Origin of the sequence: Actinomadura sp. 7K507 (genome assembly GCF_004348425.1) — a bacterium.
Lineage (GTDB): Bacteria > Actinomycetota > Actinomycetes > Streptosporangiales > Streptosporangiaceae > Spirillospora.
This window is the reverse complement of record NZ_SMKK01000044.1, coordinates 1-21393: the sequence shown is the minus strand read 5'-3', so window position 1 is coordinate 21393 and position 21393 is coordinate 1. Positions and strand designations below refer to the sequence as shown.

Sequence of the window (21393 nt, the reverse complement as noted above, 5' to 3'; positions counted from 1 at the left end):
GAGAGCAGCCGACTTTTAATCCGGAGGTTGCGCAACCCAGCATCACCGCATGATGACGCAGACATATCAGGTGATCACTTCCCGGGCATATCTCCTTGCCTGACCCGCTTCGAGCAGAACATCCATCAATCGGTGCGGCGGCGGCTGCGGATCTTGTCGAAGGCGGCGAGGGCGGTGTCGTCGGCGTCGTCGAGGGTGTGCAGGTAGCGCTCGGTGGTCGAGATTGACCCGTGCCCGAGGCGTTCCTTGACGACTTGGAGGTCGGCGCCGCCGGCCAAGAGCCAGGAGGCGTGGGCGTGGCGGAGGTCGTGGATGCGGACCTTGACGTCCAGGTCGGCCTTCTTGAGGGCGGGCTTCCAGATCTGGTTGCGGAACCAGTTGGCGGGCATGTGACCGTCGGTCTCACGGCGGCGGTGTTCGCGGGGGTTGTCCTTGCCGTCGGCGCGGCGGCGGGCCCGGTATTCGGCGAAGGCTCTTCTGCAATGGTCGCAGCGGCATTTGGCGGCGTTGTAGGCGCTTAGTGTGCCGTGTCGGTATCGGCGTCCCTTGGCGTTCTCTTCGGTCCAGCCGAGTGCCTCCGGGGCGAGAGGGGCGGATTGCTGCTCGATCGCGGCTTCCGGCTGGTACACGAACAGGAGTCCGTCGGTGCCGAGTTTCTCTTCGATGATGTGGTCATCGAGTTTGGCGACGATCTGGTCACTGAGCTTGAAGCGTCGCCACTCTTTGTCTTTGGGGTAGTCCTTGACCAGGAAGCGTTTGCCTTCGGGGTGGAATTTCGGGTTGAGTTCCACTACGACGCGGCTGACCGTCAGGAGGCGGGAACGGGTTTTGAGGTCGCGGCCGCGGAGTTCGGTGAGCTCACCCCAGCGCAGGCCTGTTTCGATGGCGGTTTCGACCAGGAGTTTGGAGTCGGCGTCCGGGAGTGCGTGGTAGAGATCGTCGAACTGCTCTGGGTTGATGATTTCCAGCGGCTTTTCGGGGACGGTGGGGGTGCGGACTCCTTTGCAGGGGTGGATGTAGGTCACCTGGTCGTTCAGTGCGGTGGTGAAGATGGCGCTGAGGACGACCTTGTTGTAGCGGATGGTGGCGGCGGAGACACCGTTCTTCTTCATGCGCCTGATCCAGACGCGGACGTGCTCGGGCAGGATGTCCATCATCCGCATGGCACCGAACTCGGGCATGACGTGCTTGTAGATGGAGTAGTGGTAGCTCTGCATGGTGGTCGGCTCGACCTCGTGGTTGGGCAGCCAGGTCTCCTCGACGTACTTCTTGAAGGTCTGTCGTCCTCGCTTGAGGTTGAGGTCCCGGCCCTTGCCGACCTCGGCCTCGGCGCGTTGCCAGGCCTTGTCGGCCTCCTTCTTGGAGGAGAAGGTGCCCGCCGATGTGATCTTGCCCTTGAGGTCTTCGTAGCAGGCGGTGTAGCGCGGCTTGCCGTGCCGGTCCAGCCGCTTGAACGCGTACCCCAACGTCACTCCCCCGAATGATCGTTTGTTAGTGGCTCGTTAGTGGACTCTGCCCTACGGGGCGGCATCCAGGATGACTGCGTGTCATCCAGTTTAGGTCGCTGACCTGCATGTTCTCATGGATTCGACTGATCGCAAAGACGGCAGGTTGAACACCTCAAAGCCACTGGGGGTCAAGGGGTCGTGGGTTCAAATCCCGCCGTCCCGACACAGGAACACCAGCTCAGAGGGCTTCGGAGATCATTCCGGAGCCCTTTTTCGATCTTCAAGGTCGAAGGGGAGCCACCGCCGGTCGGCCTATGCCGACTTTCCCGTACCGAACACCGCGTCGGCGGCCCCGGCACCCGGCTCGGGCGCCCGGCCGTTCCCTTGGGGTCTTGACCAGTTCCGCCATGTTCCGCATAGCCATGTCCCGCGCTCGGGCCTGCCGGATCGCCGCTCTTCGGGATCGCGTGCAACCCTCAGCAAATCACCGGGAAGGCCCGCCCCTTCCCGGCCGATCCACAGGTCTCCAGCATTGCTCCTCGATTGAACTTCCCCGGCTCGCGGGATCGAGTGCCGGGTACCGCCCCCTCACCGGACCGGCCGGGCAACAGGTCGCCCAGCACTTCCGTTCAGAATGCGAAGCGGCGCACCCGCTCCGGGTGGAGGACGACACGGACGTGCTCGTCGGCGAGCATCGCGGTCAGGTCGTCCGCCCGCTCGTCGAGATCCCAGTAGCGGGCGGCGAGCCGCTCGGCGAGCTCCCGTGCGCCGTCGTCTTCGGCGGTGGTATGGCCGGTGACCGATACCCAGCGCTCACGCTCGCCGACCGGGGCGGCGACGACGACCGAAGCGCGCGGATCGCGGCGCAGCCGTCGCAGTTTCACCGAGTCCGACGGCGTGAACAGTTGGATGGTCCCGTCCGCGGTGGCCTCGAACCAGACCGGCCGGGGCTGTGCGGGTTGCGGTGACCCGGCCACGGTCAAGAAGCCGTGCAGCGGTCGGGCGAGAAACTCGAGGTCCTCCGTGGTCAGGGTGCCGGTGTCCATGAAGCTCCTCTGTTGGTAGGGCCGTCGTCTGTGGGGCCGCTCCGTGCGGTCTTCTGCACCGCGGCCCCGCAGCAAAGGACGGTGGCCGCCCGTCACATCAGCTCAGCCGAGGAAGGAGCGCAGGGCGGCGTTGACGTCGTCGGCGTGGGTCCAGAGCAGCCCGTGCGGGGCGCCCTCGATCTCGATGTACTCGGCGTCTGGGAGGAGTTTGCGGAAGCGGCGGGCGGTGGCGTCGATGGGCAGGATGTTGTCGGCGGTGCCGTGCAGGATCAGGGCCGGCTTGCCGCTCGCGCGAACCGCCTCGACGTCGGCGCGGAAGTCCTCGATCCACGAGGAGACGACGGCGTAGGCCGCCACCGGAGCGCTGGAGACGGCGGTGTTCCAGCTGCCGGTGACCGCTTCCTGGCTGATCCGGCTGCCGAGGTTGTCTTCAAGGTTGTAGAAGTCGGAGAAGAACTGCGTGTACCAGGCGTAGCGGTCCCCCTTGGCCGCGGCCTCGATTCCGTCGAAGACCTTCTGCGGCACGCCCTCTGGGTTGTCGTCGCGGGCGACGAGGAAGGGTTCCAGCGAGGCGAGGAACGCGAGCTTGGCGACCCGCTGGTGGCCGTACCGCGAGACGTAGCGGGCGAGCTCGCCTGTGCCCATCGAGAAACCGACGAGGACGACGTCGCTGAGGTCGAGGGTCTCCAGCAGCGTGTTGAGGTCGGCGGCGAAGGTGTCGTAGTCGTAGCCGGACCCGACCTTCGACGAACGGCCGAAGCCGCGACGGTCGTAGGTGATGACGCGGTACCCGGCGGCGAGCAGCTCGCGCGTCTGCCGCTCCCAGCTGTGACCGTTCAGCGGATACCCGTGGATGAGGACGACGGGCTGTCCCGCGCCCTGGTCCTCGTAGTAGAGCTCGATGGGAGTGCTGTTCTCGTTCCCGATGGTGATGAGGCCCATGAGGTGGGTTCCTTTCCTCGTTGTTCGGTTCTGTTGTGCCCGTCAGGTGCTGACTAGAGCGCCGTGATGGACGTGTTTGGTGTCTTTCACCGCGGACAAGAGCGACTCCTGGAACGAGCGCGCGTCCTGGAAACGGTCCTCCCGGTCCTTGGCGAGAGCCTTCGCGAGTACGGCATCAAGTGCCGGACGGACGGTGCGGACCTGCGTGGGCGGCTCGTGGATGTGCTGGTAGGCAACGGAGAGGGGGTTGTCCCCGACGAACGGTGGCCGCCCGGTCAGAAGTTCGTAAAGCACGCAGCCTGCGGAGTAGAGGTCGCTGCGGGCGTCCACGGTTTCACCGCGCGCCTGCTCGGGAGAGAGGTACGAAGGGGTTCCGACGAACACCTGGGCCTGGGTCAGGGTCGCGGCCAGATCGCCGGTGGCACGCGAGATTCCGAAGTCCACGACCTTGACAGCGTCCTCCGGCGTGATCATCACGTTGGCCGGCTTGATGTCGCGATGGACGACGCCCGCCCGATGGCTGAAATCGAGCGCCGAGAGGATCCCGACCTGATACCGAAGGGTTTCGTTGAGCATGAGCCCGCGCGTCCTGAGCAGATCCCGCAAGGACCGCCCCTCGACGTACTCCATGACGATGAAGGGAACTCGGACCTTGCCCCCTGAGCCGTCCCCGGCTTCCTCGTGCCCGGTGTCGTAGATGGAGACGATGGCGGGATGGCTGAGACCGGCCACCGTCAGCGCTTCGCGCTCGAAGCGGGCCTGGAACGCCGGATCTCGCACGAGGTCCTGGCGGAGCATCTTGAGGGCGACCGAACGGCCCGAGCGGATGTCGCGGCCGCGGTGGACGTGGGCAGTGGCACCCCGGCCGATGACGTCACCCACTTCGTACCGACCGCCAATGACTCGATCCACATTCATCAGCTTTTCTCCGCCGTCCGATAGAGATCGTGATGGTGATCGTGTCGCCGAGACCGGGTGAGCCCGTTCGGTGGACGTCAGGCTCATCGGCGCGGCTCCCAGCGGAAGAACCGGTTGGCCAGTGCGACGGCGACGAGGACCCAGGCCATGGTGATCGGCAGCAGGACCAGGGAGTCGGCGAGGGGGACGCCGCCGTTCCAGGCGTTGACGACCAGTTCGGTGGCCGCGCCTCCGGGAAGCAGCAACTTGAGCAGGGCGAGGTCCTCGGTGCCGGTGATTCCCACCCAGCTGGCCACCGCGATCACGGACAGGCTCACCGGCAGGGTGGTCACCTGGGCGTGCTCTGGAGAGTTCGTGAGTCCTGCGGTGGCCAGGGCCAGGGCGACCAGCATGGCCGTCGTTGCCAGGATCGCGACCGCCAGGAGCGGAATCTGAGCCGGTCCGGTGGCGACCGCACCCAGCACGATCAGGATCACGACCGCTTGGACGAGCGCGATGACGGTGACCGGCAGGACCAGCCCGGCGAGGATGCTCGCGTCGCTCGCGGCGGTGGCGCGCAACCGTTTGAGGAAGAGGTTCTGCCGGCGTGAGGCCAGCGTGGTCACCGCCGTGATGTACAGCCCGAAGGCCAGCACGGTGAACATCACGATCGCCGCGATGTAGCCGAGGCTGCCGAGATCGGAGAACACCTCGTGCTGGTGAACGAAGTAGCCACTGACGACGACCGGGATGACGAGACCGGTGACCAGGACCAGCCGGTTCCGGAGAATCTGGATCATCTCACTGCGAGCGATCTCCAACATGCTGGCGGTTCCTTTCGCGGCGAAGTGCCGTGGGGGTCAGTCGCGGCTGATGGCGCGGAAGATGTCGTCCAGGCGGGTCGGGCCGGCCTGCAGCTCTCGCAACTCAACCCCGGTGTCATGCGCCCAGCCCAGTAGCCGGTGGAGGTCGTCCTGCAGCCTGAAGGTCTCGATGTGGAAGGCCCCGTTGACCGCACCCACGATCGGCGGCTCGGGAGCGCCGGGTGCAAGCCCGAAACTGATCACCGACGGCAGGGACTGCGTCAGCTCCGCGACCGTGCCTTCCCGATGGAGCGTGCCCTCGTGCATGATGCCGATGCGGTCGGCGCGCTGCTGGGCCTCCTCCAGGTAGTGGGTGGTGAGCACGATCGTGGACCCCTCATCGCGCAGCCTGTCGACAGCGGCCCAGAGGGCGTCGCGGGACTGGATGTCCAGCCCGGTGGTGGGCTCGTCGAGGATGACCAGCTCGGGCCCGCCGTACACGGCGGTGGCGAAGTCCAGGCGGCGTTTCTCGCCACCGGACAGCTGGGAGACCCTGGTGCCGGCCTTGCGGGTGAGGCCTGCGATGCCGAGCACCCGGTCAACGTCGTCGCGTCTCCCGCTCAGGGCGCCGATCAGGCCGACCGACTCCCGCACCGTCAGATCCGGGGAGAAGCCGCTCTCCTGCAGCATGATGCCCGTCCGCGGACGCACCGCGCGCCGATCCTGCGGGCTCTCACCGAAGATCCGCACCGTGCCGGAGGCGGCCCGGCGGTGCCCCTCGACCACCTCCAGGGTGGACGTCTTGCCGGCTCCGTTCGTGCCCAGCAACGCGTAGAACTCGCCGCGCCGCACGTGGAAGGACAGGTCACGGACAGCGGCGAAATCACCGTAGGTCACGTTCAGACGTTCGACGTCGATGACGGGAGTGGCGGGCATCGTGCTTCCTTTCGCGTCCACGAGCCGGTGGCGTCACCGGTCAGGCCCGGTCCCGGGCCGAGGGGGTCCTGCTGACCCGGTCGATGCCGGTTCGTGCCGTGTCGTCAGTCTCGCGCCGGGCGCGGTGCCTTCGCGTCGGTGGAAGCCGCGATGCCTTTCGCAGGTCAGCACGCCCACATGCTGAGATCAGGCCTGGCGGAATGTGGTTCGCATAGGTAACAATCACCTAGTCCGGTACGTACTCGAGGGGAGCGAAGCTGACCGACCTCTTGGGCCGGCGTGCGGAGCGCGAGGCGGTCGAACAACTGCTCACGCAGGCGCGGGCCGGGCGCAGCGGGACGCTTGTGCTGCGCGGGGAGGCCGGCATCGGCAAGACCGCCTTGCTGGAGTACGCCCGCGAGTGCGCGGCTCCCTCGGGTTTCCGGGTGGAGAGCTCGGTCGGAGCGGAGTCGGAGTCGCAGTTCGTGTTCGCCGGCCTGCACCAGTTGTGCACGCCGCTGCTGGGCCACGCGGACGCGCTGCCCGACCCGCAGCAGGCCGCCCTGGGCGTGGCGTTCGGGCTGAGTTCCGGTACCGCGCCGGACCGTTTCCTGGTCGGGCTGGCCGTCCTCAACCTGCTGGCCGAGGTGGCCGAGGAGGGGCCTTTGCTGTGCCTGGTCGACGATGCGCAATGGCTGGACGAGGCGTCGGCTCAGGTTCTGGCGTTCGTGGCGCGGCGGGTGGAGGCCGAGCGGGTGGCGTTGGTGGTCGCGGCGCGCGGCTCCGGCGAGGGTGACGTCGAGCGGTTCGCCGGGTTGCCGGAACTGCGCCTGGACAGGCTCGGAGAGAGTGACGCCCGGGCGTTGTTGACCGCAGGTGTACATGCACCGCTGGATGACGCCGTGCGCGAGCGTGTCCTCGCCGAGGCGCGCGGCAACCCGTTGGCGCTGCTGGAACTGCCCCGGGGCGCACCCCCGGCGAAGTTGGCCGGAGGGTTCGAGCTGCCGGATGTGCTGAGCGTTCCTCGCCGCATCGAGGACGGCTTCCGGCGCCGATCGGCCGGCCTGCCCGCCGAGGCGCGGCTGCTGTTGCTGGTCGCGGCGGCCGATCCGACCGGCGATACGGCGCTGCTGTGGCGCGCCGCGGCACGGCTTGGGATCGACCCCGAGGCGGCCGCGCCGGCGGAAGCGGCCGGGCTGCTCCAGATCGACACCCTGGTGCGGTTTCGTCATTCGCTGGTGCGCTCGGCGGTCTATCTGGCCGCCGCGCCCCCGGACCTGCGTCGCGTGCACGGCGCGCTGGCCAGTGCCACCGACCCGGTGTCCGACCCCGACCGGCGAGCCTGGCACCACGCTCAGGCGGTGCTGGGCGCCGACGAGCAAGCCGCCGCGGAGCTGGAGCGCTCCGCCGACCGGGCCCGTGCCCGCGGCGGGTTGGCCGCTGCGGCCGCGTTCCTGCGGCAAGCGGCCGAGCTGACCCCCGATCCCGCCGCCCGTGCGACGCGGGCACTCGAAGCCGCGCACGCCAAGCACGACGCCGGCGCATCCGAGGCCGCCTTGGAGCTACTGGCGGGCGCCGCGACCGGACCACTGGACGCCCTGCAACACGCGCGGCTCGAGTTGCTACGCGCCCAGATCGCGTTCCACCTGACGCGAGGCAGCGACATGCCGGGGATGCTGCTCGACGCCGCCAAGACACTGGCCCCACTGGACCCGGCGCTGGCCCGCGAAACCTACCTACACGCGCTCGATGCCGCGATCCACGCCGGTCACCTCGCCCGCGGCTGCGGGATAGCGGAGGCTGCCGAAGCCGCCCACGACGCGCCCCCACCACCGACGCCGCCGCGGCCGGTCGATCTGCTGCTGGACGGGCTGGCCACGAGGTTCACGCACGGGTTCGAGGCGAGTGTTCCCACCCTCCAGCGGTCACTGGCGACGCTTCTCGACCACGAATCCCGAGTCGACGACGACGACCGCCGCTGGCTGTGGCTGGCCTGCCATGTCGCGTCGATGCTGTGGGATGACGAGGCGCTCTACGTACTGGCCGGCCGCGCGGTCCGGCTCGCCCGCGAGGCCGGCGCGCTGTCCACGCTGCCCGCCGCGCTCAACGCCGTCGCCTCGATACGCGTGCTCACCGGTGAGCTCGCCCGTGCCACCGAGCTGGCCGCCGAGGAGGCCGCGATCACGCAGGCGACCGGGGCCCCGCCGCTGCCGAACGCCCGGCTCATGCTGGCCGCCTGGCGTGGCCGACAGCCCGAAGCGTTGGAACTGTACGCAGCCATGGTCAAGGAGGCGACGGAGCGGGGTGAGGGCACACCGGTCAACCTGGCCCAGGCCACACTGGCAACGCTGCACAACGGCCTCGGCAACTACGACGACGCCCTCGCCGCCGCGACACCGCCTTGCGAGCACGACGACCTGGCGTACAGCAGCCTGGCCCTTCCCGAGCTCGTCGAAGCGGCGGCCCGCGCCGGTGAGCAGGAACGTGCGGCAGCCGCGCTGGAGCAGCTCAGCTCCCGGGCCCGCGCCAGTGGGACGGACTTCGCGCTGGGGCTGGCCGCGCGATCGCGTGCGCTGACCATCACTGGTCCTGCCGCCGAGGAGCACTACCGCGAGGCGATCGTACGGCTCACCAACTGCCGGTGGGCCGTCTTCCTCGCCCGCACCCACCTGGTCTACGGCGAGTGGCTGCGCCGTGAGGGCCGTCGCCAGGACGCCCGTGAACAGCTCCGCACCGCCCACCGGCAGCTTTCGGACATGGGCATGGAGGCGTTCGCCGAGCGGGCCGCGCGCGAGTTGCGCGCCACTGGTGAGCACCCCCGCAAACGGACCGCCCAGCCGACCGACTCCCTCACCGCCCACGAGCTGCACATCGCACGGCTGGTGGCCACCGGGGCTACCTCCCGGGAGGTGGCTGCGCAGCTGTTCCTCAGCCCGCGCACGGTGGAAGCCCACCTCCGCAACATCTTCCGCAAGCTGGGCATCACCTCCCGCCGGCAGCTCAGAGAACTGCCGCTTCCCTGAGCGGACAGGAAGACCACGGTCAGAAGCTCCGGATGACAATCGTCAAGTTCGACCGGGCTAGGTAATTCTCCCTGACGCGAACGAGCGTCTGCTGCGCGAGTCTGGGGACACCGCAACGCTCCGAGGCGAAAAGGACCGCCGTGTTCGCCAGCCCATCATCGACGTCGATGAAGCCAACGCGGGCTTTAACGACCTCCGGCCCGACGAGTATCTGTCGAACGGCAGGAGATTCCGTCGACCCCCGGGCCCTTCGTCTCGCTTATGCGCCATTTCTCCTCCGACGGAAAGCTCGTGGAGTAGAGGCGCGCTGAACGCGAATCCGTCGCCCGCGATGACCGCCGACGGGACCGTCCAATCACCCGACGCCTGAATCGAGACACCCATGAACCACCGAGAACCGTCGGCGATCATCATCACCAACACCGCACGGGCGGGACTCGCCGAAAAGATCTTGCGCTTCGTCGTCCGGGATCGCGGCCCCCGCGTCACCCGCGGCTCGGCGGGCGGCGACGTGCTCGTCTGGCCGATCAAGGAGGTGACATGACCGAGCGGGGCGTCGAGTGCGCCGTCGTTCCGGTGAACAGCGGCGGTGGCCGTTCACCGGGCGGGGACGACTCGGGCTTCGTGGTCGAGGGCGTGCGGGTGCGCAGCGCGCTGCTGCGCCTGGACGGCGTCTTCGAACCGCCGTACCTGGTCGTCGACGGGGAGATCGACATCAGCACGCTCGCCCCCTTCACCACCGCGCTGTCGAGCATGCTCGAACACGGATACGGTGACGTGTGGATCGACGTGGAGAAATTGAGCTTCATCGACGTCGGCGGACTCCGTGCCCTGGCCGCCGCCGCGTGCCGGCTGCACATTCAGGACCGGCGGCTGGTGCTGCGCTCGGTCGCGCCCCATCTGGTCAAGCTCATGGATCTGGTGGGGTGGAGCCAGATTCCCAGCCTGTTCATGCTCGCGCGCGAGACGGGACCTTCGTCCAGCGGTAGTCGGGCCCGGCGACCGGGGCCACGCGCCCACGACGACTGATCACGTGGAAGCGCGGCGCTCCGGGTCGAGGCGCCGTGACCGGATTGCCGACCGGGGGGCCACACGGTGCTACGCGTCGAGGCCTTCCTCGAGCATCAGCAGGGCGGCCCGGATGTCATGGCCGGACGCGGCGAGCGCGGCGTCGATCTGATGGTCGGACCGTCCCGTGATCTGAGCGAGGATGTGGTTGGCTCGGGCGCGCGATTTCGCGGTGACGGGGGCCTGGTTCACCATGAGGTTGGAGTAGGTCCGCCCGGAGCGGATCATCACGGCGGTGGAGAAGGCGTTGAGGACGAGTTTGGCGGCCGTCGCCGCCTTCAGCCTGGTGGATCCGGCGATCACTTCGGGGCCGGTGTCCGCGCACAGGTGGACGTCGGCGTGCCGGGTCAGCGGTGCCCGTGGGTCGGAGGAGATCAGGACCGTGTAGGCGCGGACCCGCTGGGCGTACTCGAGGGCGCCCGCGACATAGGGGGTGCTCCCGCCGGCGGAGATACCGATGGCCACGTCGCCGGGTTGCACGCTGGAGGCATCGCGTGCGCCGGCCCGTTCGGAGCGTTCCAGGTCGGTCACCTGCCCGCGCAGGGCGGGCATGCCACCGGCGATGTTGGCCGCGAACCGCCCGGGTTGCAAGCCGTATCCGGTGGTCAGTTCGGCCACGTCCAGGAGGCCGAGCCGTCCGGAGGTCCCGGCGCCGAAGTAGTGCACGCGTCCCCCGTCTCGCAGGGCGCGGAGCGTCTGGTCGACCACGCCGGCCAGTGCCGGCAACAGGTCCCGCACCGCCGGCGCCACGCCCATGTCCGCGTCGTTGATCAGTTTGAGGATGGCGAGGGTGTTGCGTGTGTCGATGTCGTAGGTCGCCGGGTTCCGCCGCTCGGTGACGGGTGGTTCGTCCGACCGGGGCAGTTCGGGTAGGAGCGGAATTGTCATCGGGAATCCTTCCGGGTCGAGGGCCGGGCGAGAGCCGGGCCCGGTTATGGGCACATGGCTCTCGCGCTGACCGGCCACCGACGAGTCGAGTTCTCAAATTTCTTCGGCCACTTGGCCTAAGGCCTTGATGGCTGGTGACCACGGTTCGGTCAGTGGAGGGATAATTCGGTTTCCGGAGCCTTTCCTGTCGTGTCCACGAGCCGGTCGATGCCGGTTCGTACCGTGTCATCAGACTCGCGCCGGACGCGGTGCCTTCGCGTCGGTGGAAGCCCCGCTGTCTTTGGCGGACCGGCACGCCCACATGCCGAGCCCCCGCCTGGCGGGTTGTGGTTCGCATAGGTAAGAACCACCTAGTCACCCGAGGGGCGGAGCTGACCGGCCTTCGCCCGCGGGAGCGTGGCCTCTCGGGTTTCCGGGTAGAGAGCTCCGGATGACCGGGCTAGGTAATTCTTCCTGACGCGAACGAGCGTCTGCTGCGCGAGTCTGGGGACACCGCAACGCTCTGAAGCGAAAGGAACGCCGTGTTCGCCGGCCCCGTCGTCGACGTCGACGCACCCAACGCGGGATCTGACCCTTCCGCGTGGCGATCGGCAAGCGCTGCCGATCCGATTCGTCCGGCCACCGGGCGACCCGCGGTCGACCCGAGATGACGACCTGTCGCAGCACCGAAGCAGGAGGCTCAACAAACAATGTCCATCGACGTCAACGTGACCAGGAATCCGGACCGGCTGCGCTACGAAGCCTCGGTCGACGAGACGGCGGTCGCCGGATTCATCGACTACCAGGAGACCAGCGAGCTGATCGTCCTGACTCACACCGAGGTCGACCCGGCCTTCGAGGGACGAGGAGTCGGCGGCGCCCTGGCCCGCGCCGCGCTCGACGAGATCCGCGAACGAGGACTGAAAGCGCTGGTGATCTGCCCCTACATCATCAGTTGGCTGCGCAAACACCCCGACTACCACGACCTGCTCTACAACGCGGCACCGTCCAAGGTCAGCGACTGACCGGTCGGACACGACAGTCCACTCGAGGAAGAAGGCAGGGACCCATGACCGCATCGGTGACCGAGGAACCGGACTTCACCGGGCTGCGCGCGATGTACATCAACTGCACCCTCAACCGTTCCCCCGGCCGCAGCCACACCCAGGGTGTGATCGACCGCAGCGTGGCCGTCATGGAGGCGAACGGGGTCGGCGTGGATCAGATCCGCGCCGTCGATCACGACATCGCCACCGGCGTCCGCCCGGACATGACCGAACACGGGTGGGACACCGACGAATGGCCCGCACTGCTGACCCGGGTCCTGGCCGCCGACATCCTGGTCATCGCGGGACCGATCTGGCTCGGCGACAACAGCTCGGTGACCCGCCGGGTGATCGAGCGGCTCTACGGTTACTCCGGCGTACTCAACGAGCGCGGCCAGTACGCCTACTACGGCCGGGTCGGCGGCTGCCTGATCACCGGCAACGAGGACGGCCTCAAGCACTGCGCGATGAGCATCCTCTACAGCCTGCAGCACATCGGGTTCACCGTCCCGCCCCAGGCCGACGCGGGCTGGCTCGGCGAGGTCGGCCCCGGCCCCTCCTATCTCGACGAGGGCTCCGGCGGCCCGGACAACGACTTCACCAACCGCAACATCACGTTCATGAGCTACAACCTGCTCCACCTCGCGTCGATGATCCGGCGCGCCGGCGGGGTCCCGGCCTACGGCAACCAGCGCACGGCCTGGGACGCCGGCCGCCGCCCCGGCAACGCCAATCCCGAATACCGCTGATCATCTCCGGCCGGTTCCGAGACGGGAGACTTCCTGGAGTTTCTCGATCGGGGGCGGCGACACCGAGCTTGCAGTCCACCACCGACCGCGACCGGGCTCGAAGAGCCCGTCCGCAGGACAGGAGCACGATGACCGCCACACTCCCGTCGCGCCGCGAAGGGCATGAGATCCGATGACCGGCGCGCCGATGACGAGCTGGCCGAGCCTGCGGGTCTCGGACTGGACCCCCACCCGCGACACCCTGCACATGTGGACCCAGATCGTGGGCAAGATCCGCATGGCGCACACTCCTCTGCTCAACCACTGGTGGCAGGTGACCCTGTACGTCAGCCCGCGCGGGTTGACGACGTCGGCCATCCCGCACCGCGCGGGGGCCTTCGAGATCGAGTTCGACTTCCTCGGCCACCGGCTCGAGATCCGCAGCAGCGACGGCGGCGCTCGGAGCCTCCCGCTCCGGCCGATGCCCGTCGCCGAGTTCTACACCCGAGTCCTGGCCATGCTCGATCAGCTCGGGATCGAGGCATCCATCCGGCCGCACCCCAACGAGGTCGAGCCGGCGATCCCCTTCGCCGAGGACCACCACCACGCCTCCTACGACGGCGAGGCGGCCGACCTGTTCTGGCGACAGTTGCTGCAGGCGAACCGGGTGATCGGCGAGTTCCGCTCGCACTTCGTCGGCAAGGTCAGCCCGGTGCACTTCTTCTGGGGAGGGATGGACCTCGCCTGCACCCGCTTCTCCGGGCGGTCGGCTCCGCCGCACCCCGGCGGAGTGCCCAACTGCGGGGACTGGGTCATGGTCGAGGGCTACTCCCGGGAACTGTCCAGCTGCGGGTTCTGGCCCGGCGGCGGAGACGAAGGCGCCTTCTACTCCTACGCCTACCCCGAACCCGACGGATTCGCCGACCAGCCGGTCGGCCCCGAAGGCGCGTACTTCAGCACCGAGTTCCAGCAGTTCCTGCTGCCCTACGAGGCCGCCCGTGCCGCGCCCGACCCCGACCGCGCCGTCAGCGAGTTCCTCCACACCACCTACGAAGCCGCCGCGGACCGCGGACGCTGGGACCGCTCGGCGCTGGAAGACACCCCCTTGCGGTGGGGCTGAGCTGCTGCGTCCCACGGAACGACCCGAGCACGAGAACGCTCCCCGAGTTTGATCATCTATGACTGCCGTGGGCCGTGCGCCGACGAGGAAGGCAAGGGATGCCGCAATGACCAACCCAGAGGCTCGCCCGGCTCCCCGCGTGTGCGCCGAGGGAGGCCTGCCGGGGCCGTGGGCGGAATGCGAGGGCGGGGCCCCGGTCGAGATCATCAGCGCCCGTGCCGTGCCGCTGGGTGGGCAGCGCGCGATGAACGTGCGCCGCACACTGCCGCAACGGCAGCGTTCGCTGATCGGAGCGTGGTGCTTCGTCGACCATTACGGGCCGGACGACGTGGCCGCCACCGGCGGGATGGACATGGCACCGCATCCGCACACCGGGCTGCAGACGGTCAGTTGGTTGTTCGAAGGGGCCATCGCCCATATCGACTCCGGCGGCAACAGCGCGGACGTCCTTCCCGGGGAGATGAACCTGATGACGGCCGGGGCCGGCATCTGCCACTCCGAGACCTCTGCCCCGGCCACCGGCCGGCTCCACGGGGTGCAGCTCTGGATCGCCCTGCCGGAGGAGTTCCGTCACAGCGGGGGACGCGGGTTCGAGCGTTTCGTGCCCGAGCCCGTCGAGTTCGCCGGAGGGTCCGCGCTGGTCTTCCTAGGTTCGCTTCTGGGGTCGCGGTCGCCGGTGAGCGTGTACACGCCGCTGGTGGGGGCCGAACTCCGGTTCGCCCCCGGCGCTGAGATCGATCTCCAGGTCGATCCCGGGTTCGAACACGGTCTCCTGGTGGACACGGGCGAGTCCGTCACGCTCGAAGGCGTCCACGTGCCCGAGGACGCCGTGGGCTACACCGGGGTGGGGTCGCAGACACTGCGCATCGCCAACGGTGGTGGCGAACCGGCCAGGCTCGTGCTCCTGGGCGGCGCCCCTTTCGGCGAGGAGGTCGTCATGTGGTGGAACTTCCTGGGCCGCTCGACGGAGGAGATCAGGCAGTACCGGGAGGAGTGGGAGAACCACGGCGAGCGGTTCGGGCGCGTCGAAGGTTACGTGGGGCACGGCGGCCCGGGAAAAAATCGCGACGGGATGGCGAGGATACCCGCCCCGGAGCTGCCCCAGGTCCAGCTGCGGCCGAGGAAGAACCCCGCACCCCACGCACAGTTCGACGGCTGACGGCCCGGCCGCTGCTTGCCCCGCCTCGTCCCCGCGAACCGCTGTGCCCGCTTTACCGAGTTGGACACCATCCCCACGGAGAGGTACCCGAAGTGACCGAACAATGGACCGACAGAACCGGCGCCCCCGTACATATCGCGCTCGACGAGACACGCGCCATCAGCGCCTACACCGTGAGCCTGGACGACGGAACCATCGCCGGCCGTGCGGACTTCGTCGACCCGCCGGAGGCCGGCGGCGAGCGCGTCTTCTTCCACACCGAGATCGCCGAGGAGTTCGGCGGTCGCGGCCTGGCGGGACTTCTCGTCCGCGAGGCGCTGGCGGACAGCATCCGCAAGGGCCTCACGGTCGTACCCGTGTGCCCGCTCTTCAGCAAGCACCTGGACAAGCACGGCGAGGACTACAAGGCCGAAGGCGGACGGTTCCGCCGGCCGAGGCCGGCCGACCTCGCCACCGTGAAGCAGACGATCAAGGATGGGGCATGAGCGCGGGGGGCGGGCTGTTTCGCAATGGCCCGCCTCATCGCCGAGGCTGCTCGGCCTCGGCCTCCCGGTTCACCGACGTCGGAACCGTGACGCGCAGAGGGACGGCCGCCGCTGCGGAGGCCGCTCACGCGTCGCCGGGTCCTGATCCCTAGGAGCGCGGTATGCGATCACCGATACCTGACTATCTCGCTGAGGCGTGCGGAGCCGTCGAACCCGACGGCTCCGGCGCGCCGGCGGACTACATCCCCGAGCTCGCAGCGGCCGACCCGGAGCGACTGGGTGTGGCCTTCGCGATGGTGGACGGCGCGGTCTACGCCGCCGGCGACGTCGATCAGGCGTTCAGCATCCAATCGATCTCCAAGCCGTTCGCCTACGCGCTCGCGCTGGCAGACCGCGGTTTCGGCGCCGTGCTGGACAGGATCGGGGTCGAACCATCGGGAGAGGCCTTCAACGAGATCTCCCTGGAACCGGGGACCGGCCGCCCGCTCAACCCGATGATCAACGCGGGCGCGATCGCCACGCACGCCCTCACCGGTACCGAGCGGATGGGGCCCGGCGCCCGGCTGCAACGGGTGATCGAAGGGCTGTCCGCATTCGCCGGGCGCACCCTGGAGACCGATGAGTCGGTGTACACCTCGGAGATGGCACACGCCCATCGCAACTTCGCGATCGCGCACATGCTCCGAACCCACGACATCCTCACCGAGGACCCCGAAACAGTGGTCGAGGGCTACACCCGGCAGTGCTCTGTCCTGGTCACCGTGCGCGACCTCGCTGTGATGGCGGCGACCTTGGCCAACAACGGCGTCCACCCGGTCTCCGGGCAGCGGGTGGTGCCGGGCCCGGTGGTGCGACAGGTCCTGAGCGTGATGTCCACCTGCGGGATGTACGACGCCGCCGGAGACTGGGCGACCCAGGTAGGCATCCCCGCCAAGAGCGGTGTGGCCGGAGGGCTGATCGGATCCCTCCCGGGGCAGGTCGGTATAGCCACGTTCTCCCCACGGCTCGACTCACACGGAAACAGTGTCCGCGGAGTCTCGCTCTTCGAACGCCTCTCCTCCGACATGGGGTTGCATCTGATGGAGGTTCCGGCACCGGCACGCGCGGTCGTACGCGGCACACGCGTAGTGGGTACGGGGGCAGCCGCGGGGAGGGTCGTGGAGCTCCAGGGCGCGATCCGCTTCGCCGGGGCAGAGCGGTTCGTGCGCGAGATCGTGTCCATCGCGCCCAGTGAGCGCGGGGTGGCTCTGGAACTCACACACGTCCACTCCATCGACGACGTGGCCCGCAGGATGCTACTGGAGGTCGTACGGCGACTCACCCTCGACGGCCACGAGGTGTACCTGGTCGACCCCGAAGCGGTGGTGCCCGATCCCGATCCCGGCGACGGGGGCCGGGTTGTCACCGTCCACACGGTGGAAGAGTTCGTGCACCGCCGTGGAGGATGAGGCAGGCTCTCTCTGTGTGTACCGGTACCACTACGTCGGCCCTGCTGGTCTCTGAGATCAGTAATCAGTCCACCGGTTACTGTCCCGACGTCACCTCGTGACACCGTGCAGGAGCCGGCCCGCACGGGTGGAAGCCGGTTACAGCTGGTCCCACAGGCGCTGTTCTGATGGGGAGGGCGGCGTGTTGCACATGCACTCCGGATGGCCCGGGGGAAGGTCTGTGGGCGCTGCCGGGTCTGGTGGCACGGCCCCCACCGGAGGCAACGGATACCCGAGGTAGACGCACCATCCGCATCCGATGTCGTGCAGAAACCGGTCAAGGAACCGCCGCAGCCGGTGCCGGTCCGCCATCGGTGACCTCCGCTGTTTCCGATCTTCATGGGCGGCCCGCGGGCCGGCCGGTCAGGTGATGCCGAGCTCGCTGTCGATCATGGAGAACATCTCGTCGTCGGTGGCCGACTCGATCCGGGTGCGCCCGTCCTCGGCGCCGTCCCCGCCGGTCAGGCCGGCGAGCACCTCCTGGAGCCTGGCGGTGACCGTGGCGCGTGTCCCGTCGTCCAGGGCGGAGAGCGTGAGGTCGGCTTCGAGCCTGGCGAGCGTGCCGAGTAGGGCCGCGCTTGGCTCGGCCTCCTCCGGGGAAAGCCGCGCTGCCAGATACCGGGCGAGCGCGGTCGCGTTGGGGTGGTCGAACACGACCGTGGACGGCAGGCGCGTGTCGACGACGGTGCTGAGCCTGTTGCGGAGTTCGACCGCGGTGAGTGAGTCGAAACCGATGTCCAGAAACCCGCGTTCGGTGTCGATGCTCTCCGGTGTCGTGTGGCCCAGCACCGCGGCGGCGTTGTCCCGCACCGCCTGCAGCAGGCGGTCGAAGCGGTCTTCCGCGGTGAGACCGGCCAGGTGCCCAGCGGAGAAGGCGGCGTCAGGCCGCTGCGCGGCCCCGCCGGTGGGCCGGACGAGCGTGTGGAAGAGCCTGGGCAGCGTCCCCCTGGGCTGCCGGCGCAGCGCCCGCATCTCCAGGCGGACCGCCACCAGCAGCGCCTCATCCGTGCCCAAGGCGGCGTCGAACAACGCCAGCGCTTCCGGGGTGGGCAGGGGCAGGATTCCCGAGCGGCCGAGCCTGGACAGGTCCTTCCGGTCGAGGTCCCGGGTCAGCTCGCTGGTGTCCTCCCACAGTCCCCAGGCCACCGATGTGGCCGGCAGTCCGCGGGCCCTGCGCCAGGCGGCGAAGGCGTCCTCGAAGGTGTTGGCCGCCGCGTAGTTGGCCTGGCCCGGTGCCCCCAGCACGCCTGCGCTCGACGAGAACATCACGAAGGCCGACAGGTCGTGATCCCGGGTCAGTTCGTGGAGGTTCATGACGGCGTCCACCTTGGGACGCAGCACCCGCGCCAGCCGGTCCGGCGTCAGCGAGCCGACGACGGCGTCGTCCACCGTCCCGGCGGTGTGGATCACCGCGGTCAGCGAATGGGCCCCCGGTATGCCGGAGAGCACCTGGGCGAGCCGCTCGCGGTCGGTGACGTCGCATGCCGCGATCTCGACCTGAGCGCCCGCGCCGGCCAGCTCGGCCCGCAGTTCGGCCGCCCCGGGGCTGCCGGGTCCGCGCCGGCTGACGAGGAGCAGGCGGCGCACCCCGTGCTCGGCCACCAGGTGCCGTGCCGCAAGGGCGCCGAGCGCCCCGGTGCCGCCGGTGACCAGCACCGTGCCGTCCGGGGCGGGCGGCGCGGGCACGGTGAGGACGATCTTTCCGACGTGCCGCGCCTGGCTCATGAACCGGAACGCCTCCGGTGCCCTGCGCACGTCCCAGGCGCGCACCGGCAACGGGGTCAGGGTGCCGCTCTCGAACAGCTCGCGGAGTTCGGCCAGCATCTCGCCGATCCGGGCCGCCGGTACGTCCGCCAGGGAGAACGCCTGGTAGGCGACTCCCGGACATGCGGCGGCGACCTCCGCCGCGTCGCGGACGTCGAGCTTCCCCATCTCGATGAAGCGCCCGCCCCGCGGCATCAGCCGGAGTGAGGCGTCGACGAACTCGTGCACCAGCGAGTTGAGGACGACATCGACGCCCCGGCCTCGCGTCTCGTCCATGAACCGCTGTTCGAACGCGGTGTCGCGGGACGAGGCGATGCACGCGCCGCCGATTCCCGCCTCGCGCAGCACGTCCCACTTGCGGGGGCTCGCCGTCCCGTACACGCGGGCGCCCCAATGCCGCGCGAGCTGCGCGGCGGCCATTCCGACGCCGCCGGCCGCGGCGTGCACCAGGACGGACTGCCCGGACTCCAGCCCCGCCAGGTCGGCCAGCCCGTAGTAGGCGGTCAGGAACACCGCCGGGACGGCGGCGGCCTGCTCGAACGACCAGCCGGACGGAATCGGCGCCACGACGCGGTGATCGGCCACCGCCACCGGGCCGAAGGTGCCCGGGAACAGGCCCATGACCCGGTCGCCGACACCGAGGCCGCGGACCTCCGGGCCCACCTCGGTGATCACACCGGCCGCCTCGCTGCCGATGGCGCCCCCGTCCTGGTGCGCGCCCAGCGCGATCAGCACGTCGCGGAAGTTCAGTCCCGCCGCCCGGACGGAGACCCGGACCTCGCCCGGTTCCAGTGGCCGGAGCGCTTCCGGGGCCGGCACGAGGGTCAGCCTCTCCAGGGTTCCGCCGGGGCCGGGTGCCAGCGTCCAGGCATCCGCGCCCTGCGGAAGTGACAGCGTGCCCGGCTGTGCGGCGGTTCCGCGGAGCAGCCTCGGGATCCTCGCCTGGCCGCGGCGCAGCGCGATCTGCTCCTCTCCTTCTCCGACGGCGGTCGCGATCGCGGCCGGCAGCGACCGGAGGGAATCCGCGTCCCCGTCGAGATCGGCGAGCAGGAAGCGGCCGGGGTTCTCCGACTGCGCCGAGCGGAGCAGGCCCCAGACCGGGGCGTGCGCCATACCGGCCACATCGTCGTCGGTGCCGGACGCCACCGCGCCATACGTGACCACCACGAGGCGAGCGTCCTCGAAGCGCGGTTCGGCCAACCATTCCTGGACCAGCCGCAACGCCTCGGCGGCGGCCCGGTGCGCCTCGCCCGCCGGGTCGTCCGCGGCCCCGGCCCCGGACGGGCAGCACGCCAGCACGAACCGGGGCACCTCGGCTTCCGTGCGGCGGGCCAGATCAGCCAGATCCGGATGGGTCCGCACCCTCACAGGAGCGGTCTGGAACGCGTCGCTCAAGCCCAGGGGATCGTCGCCGGCCAGGGCCCACTCCCCCGGTGGCGAGCCGCCGGGCATGCTGAGCGGGTGCCAGGCGACCCTCAGCAACCGGTCGTCCCGCCGCGCCATCCGGCCCACCAGACTCTGCGCTGCGACCGGCCGAACCGCGACGGACTCCGCCAAGGCCACCGGGCGCCCTGTGAGGTCGGTCATCCTCAGTGACACGGCGTCTTCACCGGCCGGCGCGACGTGCACGCGCAGCGAACGGGCCCCTCGCTGGAGCACCCGGAGGCCCGACCAGGCGAACGGCAGGCGGAGCCGGTCGGTCCCGTCGTCGGTGAAGTCCAGCAGCGCGACCTGCAGAGCGGCGTCCAGCAGTGCCGGGTGGATCTCGAAGGCGTCCGCCTGCTCCGCCTGTTCTTCGGCCAGGCCAACCTCGGCGTACAGGTCCTCGCCGCTCCGCCATGCCCGCTCGACCCCTTGGAACGCCGGGCCGTAGACGTAGCCGCGCTCGGCCAGGCCGTCATAGAAGTCGGTCGTGTCGAGCGGGTTCGCGCCCGCGGGTGGCCACTCGTGCGGGGCGGGCGCCTCGTCCGCCGTGGCTGCGGGCGCCAGCAGTCCCTCGGCGTGGCGTGTCCACGGCGCGTCAGCGGAATTCCCGAGCGTCCGCGAGAAGACACCGACCGTCCGGGCGCCTCCGTCGCCGGGAGCGCCGACCCGGATCTGCAGCGCGACCACGGCCTGCTCGTCCAGGACGAGCGGCTCCCGCAGCGTGATCTCCTCCAGCCGGTCGCATCCGAGCCCGCGGCCCGCCCGCAACGCCATCTCGGTGAACGCCGCGGCCGGGACCAGCGGCGTGTCCCTCACCCGGTGATCGGCCAGCCATGGGTGGGACGACGGCGACATGCGCCCGGTGAGCACCACTTCCTCGTCGTCGGCCAGGGCGATGGACGCCCCCAGGAACGGGTGGCCGGTTCCTTCCAGCCCGAGTCCCTCGGCGTCACCACGGGCCGCCCCGCCGCCATCGAGCCAGTACCGCCGCCTCTGGAAGGGGTAGGTGGGCAGGTCCACCGGCGGCGTGGAGCGAGGGCCGGCGATGGCTTCGAGGATGTGGGTCCAGTTGAGGTGGGTGCCTTGGGTGTGGAGGGTGGCGAGGTTGGTGAGGAGTTGGGTCCAGGTGGGGTGGTCGCGGTGGAGGGTGCCGATGGCGGTTGTTGTGTT

General features: G+C 69.6%; 17 protein-coding genes. 9 read left to right on the top strand and 8 right to left on the bottom strand.

All coding sequences use genetic code 11. The features are described from left to right. Positions 1-125 precede the first annotated feature (125 nt). The 6 genes from E1285_RS12780 to E1285_RS12755 all read right to left on the bottom strand — a co-directional run bounded on the left by E1285_RS12780 (position 126) and on the right by E1285_RS12755 (position 6072). Positions 126-1472, bottom strand: coding sequence for a tyrosine-type recombinase/integrase (locus E1285_RS12780; protein WP_243722743.1), 1347 nt, complete (start codon positions 1470-1472; stop codon positions 126-128). 605 nt (positions 1473-2077) lie between these two features. Beyond that, positions 2078-2494, bottom strand: a complete 417-nt coding sequence (locus tag E1285_RS12775; RefSeq protein WP_132151483.1) for a pyridoxamine 5'-phosphate oxidase family protein — start codon at positions 2492-2494, stop codon at positions 2078-2080. A gap of 102 nt (positions 2495-2596) precedes the next feature. Next, positions 2597-3436, bottom strand: a complete 840-nt coding sequence (locus tag E1285_RS12770) for an alpha/beta hydrolase (RefSeq protein ID WP_132151481.1) — start codon at positions 3434-3436, stop codon at positions 2597-2599. A 42-nt stretch (positions 3437-3478) separates the two neighbouring features. Beyond that, entirely contained in the window at positions 3479-4441 is a 963-nt protein-coding gene (locus E1285_RS12765; RefSeq protein WP_243722742.1) for a protein kinase, read from the bottom strand. Continuing rightward, positions 4438-5157 carry an ABC transporter permease gene (locus E1285_RS12760; protein WP_132151479.1) on the bottom strand — a complete coding sequence of 240 codons (720 nt, stop codon included), beginning with the start codon at positions 5155-5157 and terminating at the stop codon, positions 4438-4440. Before E1285_RS12760 ends, E1285_RS12765 begins: the two co-directional genes overlap by 4 nt. Before the next feature lie 36 nt (positions 5158-5193). Next, complete coding sequence (locus tag E1285_RS12755) at positions 5194-6072, bottom strand: ABC transporter ATP-binding protein (protein WP_132151477.1); 879 nt, start codon at positions 6070-6072, stop codon at positions 5194-5196. Between the two features lie 269 nt (positions 6073-6341). Between E1285_RS12755 and E1285_RS12750 the strand changes: the two genes are divergently transcribed. The 3 genes from E1285_RS12750 to E1285_RS12745 all read left to right on the top strand — a co-directional run bounded on the left by E1285_RS12750 (position 6342) and on the right by E1285_RS12745 (position 10103). Further along, positions 6342-9074, top strand: a complete 2733-nt coding sequence (locus E1285_RS12750; protein ID WP_132151475.1) for a LuxR family transcriptional regulator — start codon at positions 6342-6344, stop codon at positions 9072-9074. Positions 9075-9456: 382 nt separating this feature from the next. Then, complete coding sequence (locus tag E1285_RS45560; RefSeq protein ID WP_165966592.1) at positions 9457-9618, top strand: hypothetical protein; 162 nt, start codon at positions 9457-9459, stop codon at positions 9616-9618. Next, complete coding sequence (locus E1285_RS12745) at positions 9615-10103, top strand: STAS domain-containing protein (protein WP_132151473.1); 489 nt, start codon at positions 9615-9617, stop codon at positions 10101-10103. The genes E1285_RS45560 and E1285_RS12745 overlap by 4 nt, the downstream gene beginning before the upstream one ends. 69 nt (positions 10104-10172) lie before the next feature. Here the strand turns inward: E1285_RS12745 and E1285_RS12740 are convergent, their stop codons facing one another. Beyond that, positions 10173-11030 carry an N-acetylmuramic acid 6-phosphate etherase gene (locus E1285_RS12740; RefSeq protein ID WP_132151471.1) on the bottom strand — a complete coding sequence of 286 codons (858 nt, stop codon included), beginning with the start codon at positions 11028-11030 and terminating at the stop codon, positions 10173-10175. A gap of 689 nt (positions 11031-11719) precedes the next feature. Between E1285_RS12740 and E1285_RS12735 the strand changes: the two genes are divergently transcribed. From E1285_RS12735 to E1285_RS12710, 6 genes are all read left to right on the top strand, one after another. Beyond that, positions 11720-12034, top strand: a complete 315-nt coding sequence (locus E1285_RS12735) for a GNAT family N-acetyltransferase (RefSeq protein WP_132151469.1) — start codon at positions 11720-11722, stop codon at positions 12032-12034. A 44-nt stretch (positions 12035-12078) separates the two neighbouring features. After that, positions 12079-12804: a flavodoxin family protein gene (locus E1285_RS12730; protein ID WP_132151467.1), complete on the top strand. Its 726-nt coding sequence runs from the start codon at positions 12079-12081 to the stop codon at positions 12802-12804. A gap of 172 nt (positions 12805-12976) precedes the next feature. Beyond that, entirely contained in the window at positions 12977-13903 is a 927-nt protein-coding gene (locus tag E1285_RS12725; protein ID WP_132151465.1) for a DUF5996 family protein, read from the top strand. A 106-nt stretch (positions 13904-14009) separates the two neighbouring features. Next, entirely contained in the window at positions 14010-15062 is a 1053-nt protein-coding gene (locus E1285_RS12720) for a pirin family protein (RefSeq protein ID WP_132151463.1), read from the top strand. Positions 15063-15154: 92 nt separating this feature from the next. Further along, a complete protein-coding gene (locus E1285_RS12715) occupies positions 15155-15547 on the top strand; it encodes a GNAT family N-acetyltransferase (protein ID WP_132151460.1) in 393 nt (130 codons plus the stop codon). A gap of 161 nt (positions 15548-15708) precedes the next feature. Continuing rightward, positions 15709-16995, top strand: a complete 1287-nt coding sequence (locus E1285_RS12710; RefSeq protein ID WP_132151458.1) for a glutaminase — start codon at positions 15709-15711, stop codon at positions 16993-16995. Between the two features lie 402 nt (positions 16996-17397). Here the strand turns inward: E1285_RS12710 and E1285_RS12705 are convergent. Continuing rightward, positions 17398-21393 (bottom strand): SDR family NAD(P)-dependent oxidoreductase (locus tag E1285_RS12705; protein WP_132151456.1); only part of this gene is annotated, 3996 nt, incomplete at its 5' end.